The sequence below is a fragment of the Pseudomonas sp. RW10S2 genome (assembly GCF_014268985.1).
GTDB classification, from domain to species: domain Bacteria; phylum Pseudomonadota; class Gammaproteobacteria; order Pseudomonadales; family Pseudomonadaceae; genus Aquipseudomonas; species Aquipseudomonas wayambapalatensis.
This window is the reverse complement of record NZ_JABWRO010000113.1, coordinates 1-18,506: the sequence shown is the minus strand read 5'-3', so window position 1 is coordinate 18,506 and position 18,506 is coordinate 1. Positions and strand designations below refer to the sequence as shown.

Genomic DNA, 18,506 nt, shown 5'->3' with positions numbered 1-18,506 from the left:
CGGGGTTTTTTTCGTTGGTGCGGTGTCGATTCAGGCCTTGGTCGAGTGGCGCTGCTGGCGCTCCATGTAACGCTCGACGTAAGAGCATGATGGAATCACGGTGTAGCCCATTTGTTCGGCGTACTCCAGGGCCTTTTCAGTCAAGGCGGCGGCGATGCCACGACCACGCAGGGCGTTGGGGACGAAGGTGCGATAGATGTCCAGCGTCTGCTTGCCCAGATCCATGTACGTCAGGTAGGCACGATGACCGTCCACGTTGGTCTCGAACTGATGACCGGCCTGGTCATGGTGGATGGTCAGCGCGTCACTCATCACTACTCCTCGCAGGTCTTTTGGCAGACCTTTGCCTTGACCGATGGTTTATCCGGCGGAGGAACCTCAACGCCACTCATGCCCCTTGGACCGTGGTCCATCAGCAATCGTTCGACGCCCGGGACACCCAAATAGTAGGCGTGCAACGCGGGATTGCTCAAGGTGCACATGGCTAAAAATTCCATGCAAGCGGGTTGGGCCGCCGGTGCCGGTCGACACCAAACAGCCTGCCGGATGTTCTACGGGGTAAGACGTTTGAGGACCGTGAAAGTCACCCTTAGTTCAACAAAAAGTTTCCTTGGTACAACCGCTTGCGTCCGATTTGCGGGGTCTTCACACTTTCTTTACAAACCCCGTCACACGCGGCCCGTGGCAACATTTTTTTTGCAGTTCTTGCGCTCTGTCAGTTTACTTACTACAAGTAATGGGTACTATGTACGCCGGCCAGTTTCTCTTTTCCGAGAGATGGCTATTTAATAGAAAGTCCTTGAAGGGGAACACGATGAACAACGTTCTGAAATTCTCTGCTCTGGCTCTGGCCGCAGTTCTGGCTACCGGTTGCAGCAGCGTATCCAAAGAAACCGAAGCTCGTCTGACTGCGACTGAAGACGCAGCAGCTCGCGCTCAAGCCCGTGCCGACGAAGCCTACCGTAAGGCTGACGACGCTCTGGCAGCCGCTCAGAAGGCTCAGCAGACCGCTGACGAAGCCAACGAGCGCGCTCTGCGTATGCTGGACAAAGCCAGCCGCAAGTAATAATCCTCACGGATTGTTATGGAGCCGGCCCACTTGTGGGCCGGCTTTTTTATTGCCCGAAAAAAGACCTCTCTCACCTCGCCTCCCGCCTCCCAAAAAACGAAAAGGCCTGCACGATGGCAGGCCTTTCGGTTCAAGCAGGCAAGGGCTTACTGCAGCTCTGGCGGGATGCTCGACACCATCGGCGCAGCGCCTTGCCCATTGACCGGCACGGCGATCTCGACCGGCATGCCATCCTCGGCGGCCACCACGTCACGAACCATGTCCCAGTTCATACGCAGGTTGTTGGTCAAGTCTTCACGCTTGAGCAGTGCATTGATGACGGCCGTGTGCTTGTCGACCACCGACGGGTTGCCATGGTCGTCCAACGGCGTGTGTGCCTCGAGATAGACCTTGCCACCACTCACGCCGAACTTGTAAGGCTCGTTGATGATCCGCACCGGGGTGCCCACCGGTACCATCTTGGAGAGCGCCACCACGTTGTTGTTGAGCATGCGGAAGCAGCCGTGGCTGGTGCGCATGCCGATGCCGAACTTCTTGTTCGAACCGTGGATCAGGTAGCCCGGCAGGCCCAGGGTGAACTTGAACGGACCCAGCGGGTTGTCCGGGCCGGCCGGCACGACAGCAGGCAGGATATCGCCGTCAGCGGCGTGTTCAGCGCGAATCGAGGCCGGCGGCGTCCAGGTCGGGTTCGGTGTCTTGGCGGTGATCTTGGTGATCGCGATCGGTGAGCCCCAGCCTTCACGGCCGATCCCCAGCGGGAAGGTGTGCACCACGTTCTCGCCTTTCGGGTAGTAGTACAGGCGGTACTCGGCCAGGTTGATGACGATCCCCTCGCGCGGCCCGGGTGGCAGGACGTAACGGGTCGGCAGGATGATCTCGGTGCCAGCCCCCGGCAACCAGGGATCGACGCCCGGGTTCGCGGCGATCATCTCCAGGTAGCCCAGGTCGTTGGCCGTACCGATGTCGGCGAAGGTGTCTTCGTACTTGGCCTTGATCGTCCGGACCTGGCCGACGACGTCTTCGCCGGGCGGTGGCAATGGCAGCTCCAGCGCGACGGCAGGACCGGTCAGCAGCAAGGCGGCCAGGGACAGGCAACGGGTGACGGCGGGAAAGCGCGGCAACATCCGGTAAATCCTTCGAAAGAGGGTTCAAGACATTCGATTGTACACCCGCCCGGATTCAAGCGGGAGGCATCGGCAGGCGTTGCAAGGGTTACAAATGATGAAAGGTGAGCTCAGAGCTCCGGCCACACCGGGCGTGTACCCCGGCGCTGGGCATCGAGGATGGCCCGGCACAGCGGGCACAGGCGTTCGTCGCGATAGACCACGCGCTCGACCGACGACCAGCGCGGCTGCGCCGGCAGCAAGCCGCCACACAAGGTGCGGTCGACCGGAGCACCCAGTTCGAGCTGGCGAGCGGCGAGATGGACACGGACTTCCTGGCAGGCGAACAGGTCGAGCTGCTCGTCGGGCTCGATCAGTTGATAGGCATACAGGGACCAGGCGGGGCGTGGCATTGGGGGCACTCGAAACGGGGGGCGCAACATTAGCCGAAAGCGGCCCCCGATAAAAGCGTCAGAGCAAGGGTTTTATCGTCGGCCAGGCATTCTCCAGCAGGCGCTGCTGGGCGCCTTGGGCCGGATGGATGCCGTCGGCCTGCATCATCTCCGCTACCCCACCTATGCCCTCCAGAAAGAACGGCACCAAGGCCACCTTCTTTTCGTTCGCCAACTGCTCATAGACCTGGGCGAACGCGGTGGTATAGCGCGCGCCATAATTCGGCGGCAGCCGCATCCCGAGCAACACCACCTTGGCGCCGGCCTCACGGGAGCGATCGATCATCGAGGCAAGATTTTGTTGCAATTGTTGTGGCGGTTGCCCACGCAGCCCATCGTTCCCGCCCAGCTCCAGCACCACCAGATCAGGCTTGTGCGCTGCAAGCAGCGCCGGCAGCCGCGCCTGGCCACCTGCGCTGGTGTCGCCACTGATCGAGGCATTGACCACGCGGTCGGTAAAACCCTCGTCCTTCAGGCGCTTTTCCAGGAGCGTGACCCATCCCTGGCGGGTATCCAGGCCAAAACCGGCGCTGATACTATCGCCGACAACCAGCACCGTTCCCGCCGCCGCGCCCTGGGCCAGGCAACACAGGGCCAGACCGGCACTCAACCACCACATTCGCATCGGATTCTCCATGGGCCCCAGCATTCTCGTTGCGCAGAACCTTAGCAAAGTGGTCCCCAGCGCGGAAGGCGACCTCACCATCCTTCACCCGCTTTCCCTCGACCTTGACCAAGGCGACAGCCTGGCCATCGTCGGTGCATCCGGCTCCGGCAAGTCGACCCTGCTCGGCCTGCTCGCAGGCCTTGACCGCCCTAGCGATGGCAGTGTCGTGCTCGCCGGTCACGACCTCGGCCCCCTCGACGAAGACCAGCGGGCACGGGTGCGTGCCGAACACGTCGGTTTCGTGTTCCAGTCGTTCCAGTTGCTCGACAGCCTCAATGCCCTGGAAAACGTCATGTTGCCCCTGGAGCTGGACGGTCGCCGCGACGCCCGCGAACAGGCCCGCACCCTGCTCGAACGGGTCGGCCTGGGCCAGCGCCTGAGCCACACCCCACGCCAACTGTCCGGCGGCGAGCAGCAACGGGTGGCGATCGCCCGCGCCTTCGCGGCGCACCCGGCAGTGCTGTTCGCCGACGAACCCACCGGCAATCTCGACAGCCATACCGGCGAGCGCATCAGCGACCTGCTGTTCGAGCTCAACAAGGAACGCGGCACTACCTTGGTGCTGGTGACCCATGACGAACGGCTGGCCAAGCGCTGCCGTCGCCTGATCCGCCTGGACGCCGGACGCCTGGTGGCGCCCCTGGAGCCATGATGACCCGCCTGCCGTTCATGCGCCTGTGCGCCCTGGCCCTGCGCCAACTGCTGCGTGACGCTCGCGCCAGTGAAGTACGGGTACTGTTCTTCGCACTCCTGGTGGCCGTCGCCGCCAGCACCGCCATCGGTTACTTCGGCGCCCGCCTCAACGGTGCCATGCAATTGCGGGCCAGCGAATTCCTCGCTGCCGACCTGGTACTGCAGGGTTCCTCCGCTGCCCAGGCGGCGCAGATCGACGCCGGCACTTCGCGCGGCCTGACCCACGCTCGCGTGGTGGAGTTCACCAGCGTGGTAGCCGCCGATGCTGGCATCCAGTTGTCGAGCATCAAGGCCATCGACCCGTCCTACCCGCTGCGCGGCCAACTGCGCAGCGCCGCCACGCCCTATGGCAGCGAAACGCCCGGCGGCGGGCCGGCGCCCGGGGAAGCCTGGGTCGAGGCACGCCTGCTGGCGGCACTGGGGCTGTCACTGGGCGACAGCATCGACGTGGGCATGAAGACCCTGCGCATGACCCGGGTGCTGACCTACGAACCGGATCGCGCCGGCAACTTCTACAGCCTCACCCCGCGAGTGCTGATGAACATCGCCGACCTGGACGCCACCGGCGTGATCCAGCCAGGAAGCCGGGTCACCTATCGCGACCTGTGGCGCGGCGAGCCGGACATCCTCGTGCAGTATCGCCAGGCGGTGGAGAAGGATCTTGCTGCCAACCAGCGGCTGCTCGACACCCGTGATGGCAACCGCCAGATCGGCGGCGCGCTGGGTCGCGCCGAACGCTACCTGAACATGGCCAGCCTGGTGGCGGTACTGCTGGCCGGCGTGGCCGTGGCGCTTTCGGCCAGCCGCTACGCCGCCCGCCGCCTGGACGCCAGCGCCCTGCTGCGCTGCCTGGGGCTGTCACGACACCAGGCGTTGGGCCTGTACTCGCTGCAACTGGCAATGCTGGGGCTGGTGGCGGCACTGGCCGGCGCCCTGCTTGGCTGGCTCGCGCAACTGGGGCTGTTCGCCCTCCTGCAGGGGCTGCTGCCCAGCACCGTGCCACCGGGCGGCATCGCCCCGGCACTGGCCGGCATCGGCACCGGCCTGGTGGCGCTGGCCGGCTTCGCCCTGCCACCGCTCGCCGCACTGGGCCGAGTGCCGCCCCTGCGTGTGCTGCGCCGCGACCTGCTGCCAGTTCCGCCCAGCAGTTGGCTGGTCTATGGCGCCGCATTGTTCGCCCTGGGCCTGATCATGTGGCGCCTGAGCCTAGACCTGCTGCTGACCTTCGCCCTGCTCGGCGGCGGCATGATCGCCGCGCTGCTGCTCGGCGGCCTGCTACTGCTCGGCTTGCGCAGCCTGCGCCGGTTGCTGATCGGTTCGCCGCTGCCCTGGCGCCTGGGGCTGGGCCAGTTGCTGCGCCATCCGCTGGCAGCCGCCGGCCAGGCGCTGGCCTTCGGCCTGATCCTGCTGGCCATGGCCCTGGTCGCGCTATTGCGCGCCGAGTTGCTGGACAACTGGCAGGCGCAGCTACCCAAGGATGCCCCCAACCACTTCGCCCTGAACATCCTGCCAGACGAGCGCGAACCCTTTGCCCAGCGCCTGCGCGAGGTCAATGCCACCTCGGCGCCGCTGTACCCGGTGATCCCCGGCCGTCTCACCCATATCAACGATCAGCCGGTACAACAGTTGGTGAGCAAGGAGTCCACCGGCGACCGTGCCGTGCAGCGTGACCTGAGCCTGACCTGGGCTGCCGAACTGCCCCAGGGTAATGCCTTGAGCGAAGGCGACTGGTGGCAGACACCACCGCCGGCCGACGGACCACCCGCGGTATCGGTCGAGGCGGAGCTGGCCGCAAGCCTCAAGCTCAAGCTGGGCGATCTGCTGACCTTCGACATTGGCGGCGAGCACCGCCAGGCACGGGTCAGCAGCCTGCGTACGGTGCACTGGGACAGCTTCCAGCCGAACTTCTACATGATCTTCCAGCCCGGCACCTTGCAAGGCCTGCCCGCCACCTACCTGACCAGCTTCTACCTCGCACCGGGGCACGATACCGACGTGGTCGCCCTGTCGCGGGCGTTTCCGGCGGTGACCATCCTCCAGGTCGATGCGCTGCTGGGGCAACTGCGCAGCATCCTCGCCCAGGTCACGTTGGCGGTGGAGTACGTACTGCTGTTCGTGCTCGCGGCAGGCCTTGCGGTGTTGTTCGCCGGCCTGCAGGCCACCCTGGACGAACGTATCCGCCAAGGCGCGCTACTGCGCGCCCTGGGCGCCGGTCGTGCACTACTGGTCAAGGCCCGGCGCATCGAGTTCGGCCTGCTTGGCGCCGCCAGCGGCCTGCTCGCTGCCCTGGGCTGCGAACTGATCACCTGGGCCCTGTATCGCTACGCCTTCGACCTGCACTGGACGCCCCACCCCTGGCTGTTGGTGCTGCCACTGTTGGGCGCGATCCTGGTAGGCGGTGCCGGTGTGTTCGGCACCCGCCGCGCACTCAATGCGACACCACTGAGCGTACTGCGCGAGACTTGAGCCGATGGCGCCAGCTCGCCGTGCCCACCAGCACGGTGAGCAGCACCATTGGCGTCCCCACCAGCAAGGCCAGTTGCCTCACGTCCAGATCCGGCCAGTGGCTGGCAACCAGCCCATAGGCCGCACCGCTGGCCATCTGCAGGAAAAAGAACTGTCCGGTGGACAGCCCGATGTCCTGCTGCACACAGCGCAGCAACCCAGCCTGGGTGGCCGGGATCACCATGCCAGTACTCAGCAGGATCGCCATCATCGGCACGACGAAGGCGCCCGCCGTCGGCCCGATCCAATGGACTGCCAGCCACAGGCCGCCCCAGCCGACAGTGCCGATGCCGGCCCCCACAGCCAGGATCTGCGTCAGGTCATGCCTGCGACTCAGGCGCCGGGCCAGGAAACTGCCGGTGACATAACCCAGTGCACAGATCGCAATGAGGGCGCCGTACTCGAACGCACTGAACCCCAGCAATCTCTGGAAGGCGTAGGATGACGAGGACAGGAACGCAAAGTAGCTCATCCAGACCAGGCTGATACAACTCGCGTGAAAGACGAACGCTCCCGTGCCCAGATTGCGCCTGTACACGCGCAGGATCGTGCCCACCGCAACACCCTGCCCCGTGCCCGGCAGGCGAGGCACAAGGCGCCAGAACACGAGCAGCACCAGCAGGTTGAACACCCCCACTAGCCCCAGTATCCCGCGCCACCCAACTTGCGGCAGCAGCGCCCCGCCCAGCAGCGGCGCAAGGCACGGCGTGATAGCGATGGCCGAAGCCAGCGTAGTGAGAATGCCCATGCGCTCGTGCTCGGCGAACACCTCGCGCACCACCATGCGTGTCGTTACCGTGCCGACGCAGCCGCCCAGGGCCTGCAGCAGACGGCCAATCATGAACGGAACGAAAGACGTCGCACTGGCCGCAAGCCCTGTGCCGAGCGCAGCCAGCAACAGCCCGCCCAACTGCACTGCGCGCGGCCCGTAGCGATCGCTCAAAAGCCCAGCCAGCATCATCGACAGCGCATAGCCGACCATATACATCACCAAGGTGCTCTGTACCTGACCAAGGCCAGACTGCAGCTGCTCGGCCAGTTGTACCGAGGCTGGCACCATGATGCCGAGACCGACCTGCGGTACCACCACCGCACTCAGCAAGGCCACTGACAATCCGGGCCGGTTCATGGCCGCACCCGCAACGCAAAAGACAATCGGACGGGCGAACGCAGCCCCACCGCTCTACACATGGTTCGATGTTCCTTGAATGAAGGTTCGGGACGCCTGAAGGGCACGACGCAAAGGCTCTGCGTCAGGCGATTGAGGTTAGGGGCGGCGCTGCATAAGATGAAGGCCCATTAGGCCTTCCCGGGTATGGACCACTATGGCCAGAGGCAAGCAAGCCATTGCCCTCGACCTCGCCCTGCCGTTCGAACTGTCTGCCGGCAGCGCCACCGGCAAGCACCGGCTGCTGCATGGCTTTCTCCAGGAACTGGTGGTCAGCGGCCATCTGCCACCCGGCACCCTGCTGCCCTCAACACGCACGTTGGCACAGCGCTGGGGCGTAGCGCGCGGCACGCTGGAGGCGGTGTTCGAGCAACTCAAGCTGGAAGGCTTCATCGAGCGTCGCCAGGGCGCGGGCTCGCAGGTCACCCTGCAACTGCCCGATGCCCTGATCGCATCCGGCAACCCGACCGGCCACGCGCCACCAGCGCGGCCGATGCCCGATCCACAGTTGTTGCAAGCGCAGGTCCAAGCGCGCGTCCCCTTCGTCGCGCGCCTGCCCGACCCGAACTTGCTGGAGCAGAATCTTTTCCCGGCACGCCTGGAGGCCCCCGGCCTGCTTGAACGCTTGCCTGCGCAGGGTGACCCACGCCTGCGCCAGGCCATTGCAGCCCATCTGAGACTCTATCGAGGTATCGACTGCGAAGCGGATGACATCCTGGTCACCCACGGTATTCGCCACACCCTCGACCTGTTCAGCCGCGTGCTGCCCAGGCACCGGGCGCTCGCTCTCGAGGACCCAGGCTATGCCTGGGCCAGGCGGATTTTCGAACGCTCGGGGCACAGGCTGTTCAGCACGCCACTCGACGAACAGGGCCTGCGCGTCGATACCCTTGCCGACCATGAAACGCTCGGGGCGGTGCACGTGACGCCCGCCCATCAAGCGCCATTGGGCATCTGCATGAGCGTCGACCGCCGCCAGGCATTGCTCGACTGGGCGCAGGCACAGGACGCGATAGTCATCGAGGACGATTACGACAGCGAGTACAACTATGCGAGTGCACCGCTGCCGGCGATCAAGGCGATCGACCACCATGACCGAGTGCTGTTCTGCGGCAGTTTCAACAAGACCTTGTTCAGCAACCTGCGCCTGGGCTTCGCCGTGGTGCCCCGCCGCCTGCACGCCGAAATGCTGGACACGCTGACGATCTCCGGGCAAGCGCCTGGCGCCCTCGGCCAGCGAGCGCTGGAGCAGATGCTCGGCAACGGCCAGTACGCGCGCCACCTGCGCATTGCCCGGCAGACCTACCAGCAACGCCGCGACCTGCTCATCGACAGGCTGCGCCGGCACACTGACGTGCGAATTGCCGGCGAGCAGTCAGGGCTGCATTTCATCCTCTGGTTGCCCGAAAACTGCAACGAACAGCAATTCTGCCAACAGGCCCGCGAGCAGGGCCTGATGCTTCAGCCGCTCGGACTGTTCACCCGTGAACATGCCTGGCCTCCAGGCGTACTGGTGGGCTACGCCTCGTTGACCGAGGCGCAGATTGCGCTGGCGGGGGACTCGCTGGGGCGGCTGTACCGGGATGCGCTCACTGGGCGCCGTAGTGGATGCGATTGATGTACCAGGTCGCTTCGCCCGTGGGCGTATGCACCAGCACTTCGTCGCCCTCTTCTTTCTTCAGCAACGCGCGGGCCATGGGTGAGTCGATGGAGATGTAGTCGTTGCGACCGTAGATTTCGTCGTAACCGACGATGCGAAACGTCAGGGTTTCGCCGTCGTCGTTCTCGATCTCGACCCAGGCACCGAAGAACACCTTGCCTTCCTGCTCCGGGGAATAGGCGACGACTTTCACATCCTCGAGGCGCTTGCGCAGGTAGCGGACCCGCCGATCGATCTCGCGCAGCAATTTCTTGTTGTACTGGTAATCGGCGTTCTCGCTGCGATCCCCCAGCGACGCGGCCCAGGTCACCTTCTGGGTGATCTCGGGGCGGTAGACGCGCCACAGGTGGTCCAGCTCCTTCTTGAGGGCGTCATGACCTTCGGTGGTGATGATGTTGGTACTCAAACCGCTTGCTCTCCTCGGCACAGCCACAGCAGGCGCCTTGGGCCTGCCGGGTTACCGAGCTTAACCAAAAACAGAAGCCGCCACACCCCGCTCAGCGACGGGTGATCAGGCCCTGGCGCGCGATGCGGGTCAACTGGCCGATGATCTCGCCGGCATCCTCGCCGATCGGGGCCTGGATTACGGCCAGGTCAAAGCGATCGTTGGCGTAATGGGCAAGGTTGCAAGCCGCTTCGGCGAACTGGATGAGGAAGGCGCGGGCCTGGCCCTTGCGGCGCGAGAAGCCGTCGAGGTTACGCAGGAGCGTGGGTTGATGCTGGCCACCGAGCAGGATGCGCGGAGTGCGGGAGGCCTGGTCAACAGGCAGTGGGGTCAGGCAGACACTGGTACGTGGGCAACTCATGGTGGTATCTCTTCGCCTCGCAAATCCCGCTGGGCAGCGGTGGGAGGCGTCACCGAACCAGCGCTTTAGCGGTATTTCGGATCGCCCGGGGGCCTCTCCTGCGCCCCGCAAGTAGCTGTTTAAATCGGCGCAAGCGGTATCGTAGAGCGTCGGACGGCAAGCTGCAAGAGGGCATTCACTTGCAGCTTGCCGCAGGGTGGTTGCAACAAGATGTCAGCGGGCGATCAGACGATCCAGAGACAGGCGCCCCGCCCCTTCGACCAGCACCGCCAGCGTGCCGCCCAACAGTGCCAGGGCGAACTCGTAGCCGTTGTTGGACATGAACAGACCATTGCCGATGTGCACCGAGAAGATCGCCACCACCAGCGTCACGCTCAGCGCCAGCGCCGCCGGGCGGGCCAGCAGGCCGAGCAGCAGTGCCAGGCCGCCGAAGAACTCCGCGCTGCCCGAGAGCAGGGCCATCAGATAGCCAGGGGCCAGGCCAATGCTTTCCATCCATTGACCGGTGCCTTCCAGGCCATGGCCACCGAACAGGCCGAACAGCTTCTGTGAGCCATGCGCCATGAAGATGATGCCGACCAGGATGCGGATGATGCTGAGGCCGAAACCGGCGCGGGTGACGAACAGGGCGTTGAGGGAGGGATTCATCGGGTGAGCTTCCTTGAAATGTCAGGTTGGAATGGCTGCCATCTTAATCAAACCAGCGAATAAGAAAACCGCAAAAAACCCAACAAACAAATCGAAAAAGTCGATTTATCGGCGTTTCGCAACCCGCTCCAAGGCGCTGCGCTCACGGTTGAATGCCAGGAAGTACTTGTTGACGCTGTTGACGAAGTTCACCGGCCCCATCCCCACCTGCTCCATGGCGATGCGCTCGGTCTGGAAAAACCACTGGTTGCCGTTGAGGCCGCGGCGACGGGCCTCGGCGCGCATGGCCTGGACACGCTCCGGACCGAGGTTGTAGGCAGCGAGAATGAAGGCCATGCGCTCACGCTCATTGAGCTGCGGGCTGGAAAAGAACTTGCGCCGGATCAACGCGAGGTAGCGCGCGCTGGCCTGCACATTGCCATCGACCGTGGCGGTATTGCTCACGCCCACCCGTTGCGCGGCGGCCGGGGTGATCTGCATCAGCCCATGGGCGCCCCCTGTGCCGCGAGCCTTGGGATCGAACGTCGACTCCTTGAACGCCAAGGCCGCCAGATTGAGCCAGTCGATCTGCTGGTCGGCGCCGTGCTTCTGCAACACCGCGCGCAGCGACTCCAGGCGCTGGCGATCCTGGCGAGCCAACGGATTGTGCACGCGGTACTGGCGTCGATAGATGCGCTCGAAGGCTGCATCCTGGTTGTCCGGCGCACGGTAAACGGCGAGGAAGCGGTCCACGCTGGCCAGCAACTGCTCGGCATCCCTGCGCACATACCAGCGCATGGCCTGAGGCTGGCTCAGGCGCAACTGGGTGTCCAGGCGCAGCTTGGGCATCACCCGCGCCCAGCGTTGGGCGATGGGGCGCTCCACCACGGTCAGGTGATAGATGCCGGCCTGGACCATCTCCAGTACATCCTCGACGGCCAGGGTGGGGTCGACCCACTCGATCTTCACCAGCGGGCGCTTGCGCAGGGCCAGCTGCTGGTTGATCTGCTCGATCACCGCGCCGGCAGCGCTGGCGGTAGTCAGCGCGATGGTGCGCCCGGACAGTTGCTCGACCCGGCTGAAGGCCCGTTCGCCCTTGCGCCCGACCAGCAGCAACGGCACCTGGTCAAGCACCGGTGCACTGACACCGACACCCTGCACCAGCCCCGCATCAAGCAATTCGCCGGGCGCGGCAAGGTCGCCTTCACCGCGCTGCAGGGCACCTATCAGTTGTTCCTTGGCGCGCGGGATGATCTGCAGCGTGATTTCCTGACCATCCGCGACCCGCGCATTGAGAAAATGCTCCAGCGCGCGCAGGCGATAGTATTCGATACCTACCGGTTCGCCCTTGACCTCACCTGAGCTGTTGCGACTCTGGTTGACCAGCACCCGCAACACCTTGCTCGCACGAATCTGCGCAAGGTCACGACTCTGGCTGGTCGGCACATGCTGCAATGGGCCGGCTTCGCGGGCGATGGCAAGCTCAGCGGCGATCAGCCCGAGCAACAGCAAGGTCGTCAGCAGGGTTCGCAGCATGAAAAGGGTCCAGGAGCGGTTGGCGGAAACCATGCGCCGAGCGCTGCGCATGACAAATGACGGCAAGAGACCATGGCAAACGTTTGAAGTTCTTGGATTTTTTGCGAACTTGCAGATTTTGCTATGCTGGCCGCCCCGCGGCACGAGGTAGCACCATGCAACTGATCGATATCGGCGTCAACCTGACCAACAGCAGCTTTCACGACCAGCAGGCGGCGATCGTCGAACGCGCCCTGGCCGCCGACGTGGCGCAGATGGTGGTGACCGGCACCAGCCTAGCCGTCAGCGAAGAGGCCCTGGCGCTGTGCCAGCGCCTGGATGAGGCCGGCAAACACCTGTTCAGCACAGCCGGTGTCCACCCTCACGATGCCAGCCATTGGGAAAGTGCCAGCGAACGCACACTGCGCGATCTGCTGGCCCAGCCGCGGGTGCTCGCCGTAGGTGAATGCGGGCTGGACTTCAACCGAGACTTCTCCCCGCGCCCACAGCAGGAACAAGCCCTGGAGGCGCAACTGGCCCTGGCTGTCGAACTGCAGTTGCCGGTCTTCCTGCATGAGCGCGATGCCAGCGAGCGGCTATTGGCAATCCTCAAGCACTACCGCGACCAGTTGCCAGCGGCCGTGGTGCACTGCTTCACCGGCGAGCGCCAGGCGCTGTTCGCCTACCTCGACCTGGACCTGCACATCGGTATCACCGGCTGGATCTGCGACGAGCGACGTGGGACGCACCTGCATCCGCTGGTAGGCAATATTCCCGAAGGCCGGCTGATGCTCGAAAGCGATGCGCCCTACCTGCTGCCGCGCAGCCTGCGGCCAAAACCGAAGAGCGGACGCAACGAACCGGCGTTCCTGCCTGAAGTACTGCGTGAAGTCGCCTTGCATCGGGGCGAAAGCCTCGAACACTGTGCCCGGCACACCACGGCGACAGCCAAGGATTTCTTCAAGCTCCCTTGACGCATGTCATGAAGGCTTCGCGCGCGAGCGGACACAATGATGGCACCTTGCCAATGATGTTTCCGCTCAACTCAGAGAAGACCTACCATGGGTGCCTGGCTTAGCAATATTTCCCTAAAGTACAAGTTCTGGGCCGTCAATGCAGTGGCCTTCGTAACCACCTTGCTGCTGGTGCTCTACGCGGTGTACCTGGAGCAGCAGGCTCGCGCCGAGTCGGCCCAGGCGCAAGCCGTCGCCCAGGCCGAACTGCTGGCCGCCTGGCCAGTTGCACAACCCCTTCCCCAACTGCCACAAATGATCCGTTGGCAGGATGGCCAGACCCCGAGCTTTGCCGGCGAGCCCCTCGAGGCCCTGCGTGACGGCCAAGGCTGGGTCGCGTTGCCCGCCGCGTGGCTGCTTGGCGACAATCCGTTGCGCGGTGCCCAGGTGCTGCGCCAGGGCAGTCAGCACATTGCCGTGCTGGCAGCATCGCCAAGCCTGCGTCAGGTATTCATCGACCGCTTCAGCAACTACGCGGTGTGCGTGCTGATTCTCATGCTGGCGATGCTTTGCGCTTCGCAGTTGCTGATCCGTTTCCTGCTCAGCCAGCTCAACACCCTCAAGGATGTGATGCTGCACGTGGAAAGAACCGGCGACCTGTCGGCTCGCGTGCCGCTGGCCTGCGGCGACGAAGTGGGCCAGATGGCCGGGGCCTTCAACGCCATGCAGACGACCTACCACCGCGTGGTCAGCACCGTGGCCGACACTGCTGCCCAACTGGACTCGGGCGCGGCGCGCCTGGCGGCGAGCATGGATGATGTGCGCCACGGCATGATCGGCCAGCAGAGCGAAACCGACCAGGCGGCGACGGCGATCAACGAAATGTCCGCCACCGTGCACCATATCGCCCAGCATGCCGGCGCTACCCGCGACCTGTCGCAAAGCGCCGACAGCCTCGCCGGCAGCGGCCAGGAGGTGGTCAGCCGGGTACAGGACTCGATCGCCGGGCTGTCCAGCGGCGTGCAGCAGACGGCCGAAATGATTCGCCAACTGGCGGACGACAGCCAGAAGATCAACAGCGTGGTCAGCGTGATCCACAGCATCGCCGAACAGACCAACCTGCTGGCCCTCAATGCCGCCATCGAGGCGGCACGCGCCGGCGACCTGGGCCGCGGCTTCGCGGTGGTGGCCGACGAAGTACGCAACCTGGCCAAGCGCGTGCAGAACTCCACCAACGAAATCACCACCATGGTGTCCGCACTTCAGGCAGGCACCCGTGATGCCGTGGAGTACATGCAGGAGAGCTCCTATAAAGCCGACGATTGCGTCAAACAGGCCCGCGAGGCCGGGGACGCACTGGCCGAGATCACCCGCGCGGTGGCGCAGATGCGCGAGAGCAATACACAGATCGCCGTGGCCGCCGAGCAGCAGAGCCAGGTCGCCGAGGAGATGAATCGGGCAGTGGTGAGCATCCGCGACGTCACCGAAGAAACCGTACAGCAGACCGTCGGATCGGCCACTACCAGCAACGCGCTGGCGACCCTCGCCGGCGAGCTGAACAAAGCCATTGGCCAGCTCAAGCTATAGTCCCGATAAACAGCCTCGATTGGCCCCCTGCGGGGGGCCGCACTAAGCTTTGGACATGACCAAGGGGAATCGTCCATGAGCAAACGTCTGCCGAATCTGCCCGCCTGGCAATGGCGCGGCTACCACCATAATCACCGGCACCCGACCAACCTGGTGCTGCACCTGATTGCCGTACCGCTGTTCATCCTTGGTGCCTTGCTGGTGCTTTCAGGCCTGTTCTCGCTCGACATCACCCAGCTTGCCGTAGGCGTGATCGCCCTGATCGCAGGGCTTGGCATGCAGCGCCAGGGCCATCGCCTGGAGGCCGAGCAACCCGAGCCGTTCACCGATCGGCAGGACGCCTTGAAACGTCTGCTAACCGAACAGTTCATCACCTTCCCACGTTTCGTCCTGAGCGGTGGCTGGTGGCGTGCCTGGCGCGAGCGCCACAAGCATCGGCCCTGAACACGCGACAGGGCTCAGGCGAACACCGTCACCGTCTGCCGGCTCAAGGCCAACAAGCGGCCGTCCGCCGACCACAAGCGGGCTGCGGCATGCCCATAACCATCACGGGCGTGCTCGGTCTCTACACAGTACTGGTACCAGTCCTGTGTGGTCAGCTCAGGCAATGGCTGGACGAACTCGATGGTCCAGGTCAGGGTGCTGCCTGCGGCAGGCTGCTTTAGATAAGGCATCAGGCTCGGCGGCCAGGCATCGACCAGCGCCAGCAGGTGCGACACTTCGAGCGGCGCCTTCGGCAGGTCGCGCAGGCGCACCCAGCCACCCATCTGGCGCGATGCGTTGCCGGAGAACGGTAGCCCCCCAATCGCCCAGCGCAGTGCTACCTTGCGCATGAACTCAGGCATGACTCCCTTGATGTAGGGCAGCTCCGGCGCCGAGTCCTCCAGAGCCTTGAACGGTGGCGCTGGCTCAGCCGGCACCTCAACCACCGACGAGCGCCCAGCACCGAAGTTGCCCTGCACCAGCGTCACCACCTGCCCATCCTGAATCGCGCGCCCCAGCAGCGTGCTCACTGCCTTGCCCTCACGCAGCACCTCGGCTTCGAAACGAATCGGCACATTCGGTGCCGCCGGGCCGACGAAACTGATGGCCAACGAACGCACCGGACGTCCGTCGCTGATCTTCTGGCACATCGCCTCATAGACCAGCGCCGCCATCAACCCGCCAAACGAAGCGCGGCCCTGGGCCCAGTCTGCAGGGATACTGACCGCCGCAGGATTGCGGCGCACAGCCTTTAGCAGTTCATCGAAATTCATGGAAGTCCTTGGCCTCTATCGACAACGGGGGTCAAGGCGCATGGTAACCAGCGGGCTGGCGCAGGGCAGCCCGCATATCGGTCATTTACTGGGGTTATCGACGCGACAGAGCCTTGCGCAACGACTCCAAGGTGGCATCGCAGGTGCGCTCGACCTCCTGCAACTCGGTTTCCCAGGCCGCCTTGCACGGCGCCAGGTCGGGATGCTCGCGCAACTGCAGCAACCATTGAACACGATCATGCCAATCGCCCAGGTCCCCTTGCGCCTGCTTGAGCAGCTTCTGAAGCTTCTTCGCCGCGTGGCGCAACTGCGGGTAGGCTTCATCGCCGTAGCGCACCCGCTTGATCAACAGACGCAAGCGATGCCGGTCGTGGGCCGGATCGTCGATGGCCGCTTCCAGCGTGCGCCATTGCTTGCGCAGACGTTTGTCGATGCGCGTGCCCAAGTCATTCGCAAGGCCTTCGCGTTGCGAAGCACGCAGGAACAGCGGGAACGAATCCAGTATCGCCAGCAGCCGGGTCAACTGCGGGCTGGCAGCCACACTGACGAACGTCGCCGCCCTGCCCTGCAGGCGCCGCTGCCCGGCCTGCGCATACCCCGCAGAGATCAACTGCGCGGCCAGCACCTCGCGGTCGCGCAAGGGCGTGGTGAGCGTGCCCAGCGATTTCGCGGCATCCTCCAACTGCTCGACACCCGGCAGCTCGCGCAAGGGTCGCAGCAGGCTGCGCAAGCGCCTGACGGTAGTGCGCAGGTCGTGCAAGGCTTCGCTGTCGGTATCGGCGGCCAGGCGTTCCCGGCAGGCCAACAGACGCACCTGCAGGGCCAGGATCTGAACGACTACATGGTCGAGCATGGCGGGCATGTCAGCCTCCTCCGTCAACGGCCTGCACGGGACTCACGGATATAGAACCGCGCTCGCTCGGCTTTGCTGCTGCACCCCTCGAACGCCTCGAACTGCTGCTGGGTCTTGGCGCCGGTCAGCAGCGACAACGCCTTGGAGTAACTCACGGTACCCGCAAACCCTTCGGCCTTGGCGAGGTCGAGCTCCTTCCAGGCGGCATCCAACTGGGTCGCGCAACTGTCGCGATAGGCCGTCTTGCCCGCACAGCCAGCAAGGGCCAGGGCAATCAGGGGAAGGCAGATCCAGGCTTTCATCAAGTATTACCTCAGGAAGGACAAAACAGTCGCTGTTCGACGGCCGGCAACGTGAAAAGTGCCATGCTCAGCGTAGCCCAGCGCGCAACGACATTGAAGCACGGGCAGCAATGGGTGCATTGTGGGAACACGCGCGAAATGCCTTGGGGGGAAAAGTATGAGCAAGCGTGTCGCACTGGTGCTCGGTTCGGGCGGTGCCCGGGGATATGCGCACATCGGCGTGATCGAGGAGATCGAGCGTCGCGGCTACGAAATCGCCTGCATCGCTGGCTGCTCGATGGGTGCTGTGATTGGTGGCATCTATGCCGCCGGCAAGCTCGACGAGTATCGCCGCTGGATCGAAAGCCTGGATTATCTCGACGTGCTGCGCCTGGTGGATGTGAGCTTTCGCCTGGGCGCCATCCGCGGCGACAAGGTATTTGGGCAAATTCGCAAGATCGTCGGCGAGATCAACATCGAACAATTGCGAATCCCCTATACCGCCGTTGCCACCGACCTGACCAACCAGCAGGAGATCTGGTTCCAGGAAGGCTGCCTGCACCAGGCCATGCGCGCCTCGGCGGCGATCCCCAGCCTGTTCACGCCCGTCATGCAGGGCAACCGCATGCTGGTCGATGGCGGCATTCTCAATCCACTGCCGATCGTCCCAGTGGTGTCCAGCCACTGCGACCTGATCATCGCGGTCAACCTCAACGCCACCAATCAGAAACAGTACCAGTTGCCGGTGATCGAACGCCCGGCGGCGTTCAGGATGCGTTTCGAATCGGTGATCAGTTCGCTGGGGGCACGCATGCCGTTTCGCCGCAAGCCGGCCGAGCAGCTGATGCGTATCGAACAGGAAATCGTCGCTGAACGCATGAGCCAGACAAACCCGTGGCTGAGTGAATCCGCCGACCCGGAAAGCCAGCAACCGGCAGCGGCACCGGAGCGCGAAGGCGCCCCGAAGTCGGCGACCGGTTCGTTCATCATCGATAACGTCGGGCCTGCCTCGCTACTCGACCTGATCAACCAAAGCTTCGAGGTGATGCAGACTTCGCTGGCACAGTACAAGATCGCAGGGTATCCACCGGATGTACTGATCAATGTGCCGAAGCGGGTGTGCCGGTTCTTCGAGTTCTACAAGGCGCCGGAGCTGATCGCACTGGGGCGTGAGATTGCGCGGGATACCTTGGACAGTCATGAGGGGGAGCAGCGCTAGGCAGGCGTATCGGCGGTGACTTTTTCGCGGGACTGTCCGCGAAAATACCTGAAGATGCCGAAAACGAAACAGGCCGCATAAGCGGCCTGTTT

20 protein-coding genes are annotated in these 18,506 nt (G+C 64.2%); 8 read left to right on the top strand and 12 right to left on the bottom strand.

What is annotated here, in order from left to right; all coding sequences use genetic code 11:
* Window positions 1-30 precede the first annotated feature (30 nt).
* Window positions 31-312: a GNAT family N-acetyltransferase gene (locus HU729_RS20750; protein WP_186669564.1), complete on the bottom strand. Its 282-nt coding sequence runs from the start codon at window positions 310-312 to the stop codon at window positions 31-33.
* A gap of 502 nt (window positions 313-814) precedes the next feature.
* On the opposite strand from HU729_RS20750, the gene oprI reads away from it, so the two are divergent.
* The gene (gene oprI / locus HU729_RS20745; protein WP_003259780.1) at window positions 815-1,066 is read left to right on the top strand and encodes an outer membrane lipoprotei OprI; all 252 of its coding nucleotides are present in this window, start codon (window positions 815-817) and stop codon (window positions 1,064-1,066) included.
* A 149-nt stretch (window positions 1,067-1,215) separates the two neighbouring features.
* Here oprI and HU729_RS20740 read toward each other — a convergent pair whose 3' ends face one another.
* The 3 genes from HU729_RS20740 to HU729_RS20730 all read right to left on the bottom strand — a co-directional run bounded on the left by HU729_RS20740 (window position 1,216) and on the right by HU729_RS20730 (window position 3,249).
* Entirely contained in the window at window positions 1,216-2,193 is a 978-nt protein-coding gene (locus HU729_RS20740; RefSeq protein WP_186669565.1) for a L,D-transpeptidase family protein, read from the bottom strand.
* Between the two features lie 110 nt (window positions 2,194-2,303).
* Entirely contained in the window at window positions 2,304-2,585 is a 282-nt protein-coding gene (locus HU729_RS20735; RefSeq protein WP_186711412.1) for a hypothetical protein, read from the bottom strand.
* 58 nt (window positions 2,586-2,643) lie between these two features.
* Window positions 2,644-3,249 carry an arylesterase gene (locus HU729_RS20730; protein WP_186669567.1) on the bottom strand — a complete coding sequence of 202 codons (606 nt, stop codon included), beginning with the start codon at window positions 3,247-3,249 and terminating at the stop codon, window positions 2,644-2,646.
* Between the two features lie 10 nt (window positions 3,250-3,259).
* Between HU729_RS20730 and HU729_RS20725 the strand changes: the two genes are divergently transcribed.
* Together HU729_RS20725 and HU729_RS20720 are read left to right on the top strand one after the other, a co-directional pair.
* Window positions 3,260-3,943: an ABC transporter ATP-binding protein gene (locus HU729_RS20725; RefSeq protein WP_063544135.1), complete on the top strand. Its 684-nt coding sequence runs from the start codon at window positions 3,260-3,262 to the stop codon at window positions 3,941-3,943.
* Window positions 3,943-6,450: an FtsX-like permease family protein gene (locus tag HU729_RS20720; RefSeq protein ID WP_186711411.1), complete on the top strand. Its 2,508-nt coding sequence runs from the start codon at window positions 3,943-3,945 to the stop codon at window positions 6,448-6,450. The genes HU729_RS20725 and HU729_RS20720 overlap by 1 nt, the downstream gene beginning before the upstream one ends.
* Here the strand turns inward: HU729_RS20720 and HU729_RS20715 are convergent.
* Window positions 6,413-7,618: an MFS transporter gene (locus HU729_RS20715; protein ID WP_186711410.1), complete on the bottom strand. Its 1,206-nt coding sequence runs from the start codon at window positions 7,616-7,618 to the stop codon at window positions 6,413-6,415. The genes HU729_RS20720 and HU729_RS20715 overlap by 38 nt on opposite strands.
* A gap of 196 nt (window positions 7,619-7,814) precedes the next feature.
* Here HU729_RS20715 and HU729_RS20710 point away from each other — a divergent pair, with 196 nt between their 5' ends.
* Window positions 7,815-9,275, top strand: coding sequence for a PLP-dependent aminotransferase family protein (locus HU729_RS20710; protein ID WP_186711409.1), 1,461 nt, complete (start codon window positions 7,815-7,817; stop codon window positions 9,273-9,275).
* Here the strand turns inward: HU729_RS20710 and greB are convergent.
* From greB to HU729_RS20690, 4 genes are all read right to left on the bottom strand, one after another.
* Window positions 9,247-9,723, bottom strand: coding sequence for a transcription elongation factor GreB (greB, locus tag HU729_RS20705; RefSeq protein ID WP_186669574.1), 477 nt, complete (start codon window positions 9,721-9,723; stop codon window positions 9,247-9,249). The two genes, HU729_RS20710 and greB, sit on opposite strands and share 29 nt — an antisense overlap.
* Before the next feature lie 91 nt (window positions 9,724-9,814).
* Window positions 9,815-10,123 carry a hypothetical protein gene (locus tag HU729_RS20700; protein WP_186669575.1) on the bottom strand — a complete coding sequence of 103 codons (309 nt, stop codon included), beginning with the start codon at window positions 10,121-10,123 and terminating at the stop codon, window positions 9,815-9,817.
* A 213-nt stretch (window positions 10,124-10,336) separates the two neighbouring features.
* Window positions 10,337-10,771 (bottom strand): DoxX family protein, encoded by a 435-nt coding sequence (locus tag HU729_RS20695; RefSeq protein WP_186669576.1) that lies wholly within the window; start codon window positions 10,769-10,771, stop codon window positions 10,337-10,339.
* Window positions 10,772-10,876: 105 nt separating this feature from the next.
* Window positions 10,877-12,286: a transglycosylase SLT domain-containing protein gene (locus HU729_RS20690; protein ID WP_186711408.1), complete on the bottom strand. Its 1,410-nt coding sequence runs from the start codon at window positions 12,284-12,286 to the stop codon at window positions 10,877-10,879.
* A gap of 155 nt (window positions 12,287-12,441) precedes the next feature.
* Between HU729_RS20690 and HU729_RS20685 the strand changes: the two genes are divergently transcribed.
* From HU729_RS20685 to HU729_RS20675, 3 genes are all read left to right on the top strand, one after another.
* Window positions 12,442-13,239 (top strand): TatD family hydrolase, encoded by a 798-nt coding sequence (locus HU729_RS20685; RefSeq protein WP_186711407.1) that lies wholly within the window; start codon window positions 12,442-12,444, stop codon window positions 13,237-13,239.
* A gap of 87 nt (window positions 13,240-13,326) precedes the next feature.
* The gene (locus HU729_RS20680; protein ID WP_186711406.1) at window positions 13,327-14,805 is read left to right on the top strand and encodes a methyl-accepting chemotaxis protein; all 1,479 of its coding nucleotides are present in this window, start codon (window positions 13,327-13,329) and stop codon (window positions 14,803-14,805) included.
* Between the two features lie 75 nt (window positions 14,806-14,880).
* The gene (locus HU729_RS20675) at window positions 14,881-15,249 is read left to right on the top strand and encodes an Mpo1-like protein (RefSeq protein WP_186711405.1); all 369 of its coding nucleotides are present in this window, start codon (window positions 14,881-14,883) and stop codon (window positions 15,247-15,249) included.
* Between the two features lie 14 nt (window positions 15,250-15,263).
* Here the strand turns inward: HU729_RS20675 and HU729_RS20670 are convergent, their stop codons facing one another.
* The 3 genes from HU729_RS20670 to HU729_RS20660 form a co-directional block, all read right to left on the bottom strand.
* Window positions 15,264-16,061, bottom strand: a complete 798-nt coding sequence (locus HU729_RS20670) for a thioesterase family protein (protein WP_186711404.1) — start codon at window positions 16,059-16,061, stop codon at window positions 15,264-15,266.
* A gap of 94 nt (window positions 16,062-16,155) precedes the next feature.
* Window positions 16,156-16,923, bottom strand: coding sequence for a CHAD domain-containing protein (locus HU729_RS20665; protein ID WP_186711403.1), 768 nt, complete (start codon window positions 16,921-16,923; stop codon window positions 16,156-16,158).
* A 14-nt stretch (window positions 16,924-16,937) separates the two neighbouring features.
* Window positions 16,938-17,216: a hypothetical protein gene (locus HU729_RS20660; protein WP_054892384.1), complete on the bottom strand. Its 279-nt coding sequence runs from the start codon at window positions 17,214-17,216 to the stop codon at window positions 16,938-16,940.
* Window positions 17,217-17,373: 157 nt separating this feature from the next.
* Here HU729_RS20660 and HU729_RS20655 point away from each other — a divergent pair, with 157 nt between their 5' ends.
* Window positions 17,374-18,414, top strand: coding sequence for a patatin-like phospholipase family protein (locus tag HU729_RS20655; RefSeq protein WP_186669584.1), 1,041 nt, complete (start codon window positions 17,374-17,376; stop codon window positions 18,412-18,414).
* Window positions 18,415-18,506: the final 92 nt, after the last annotated feature.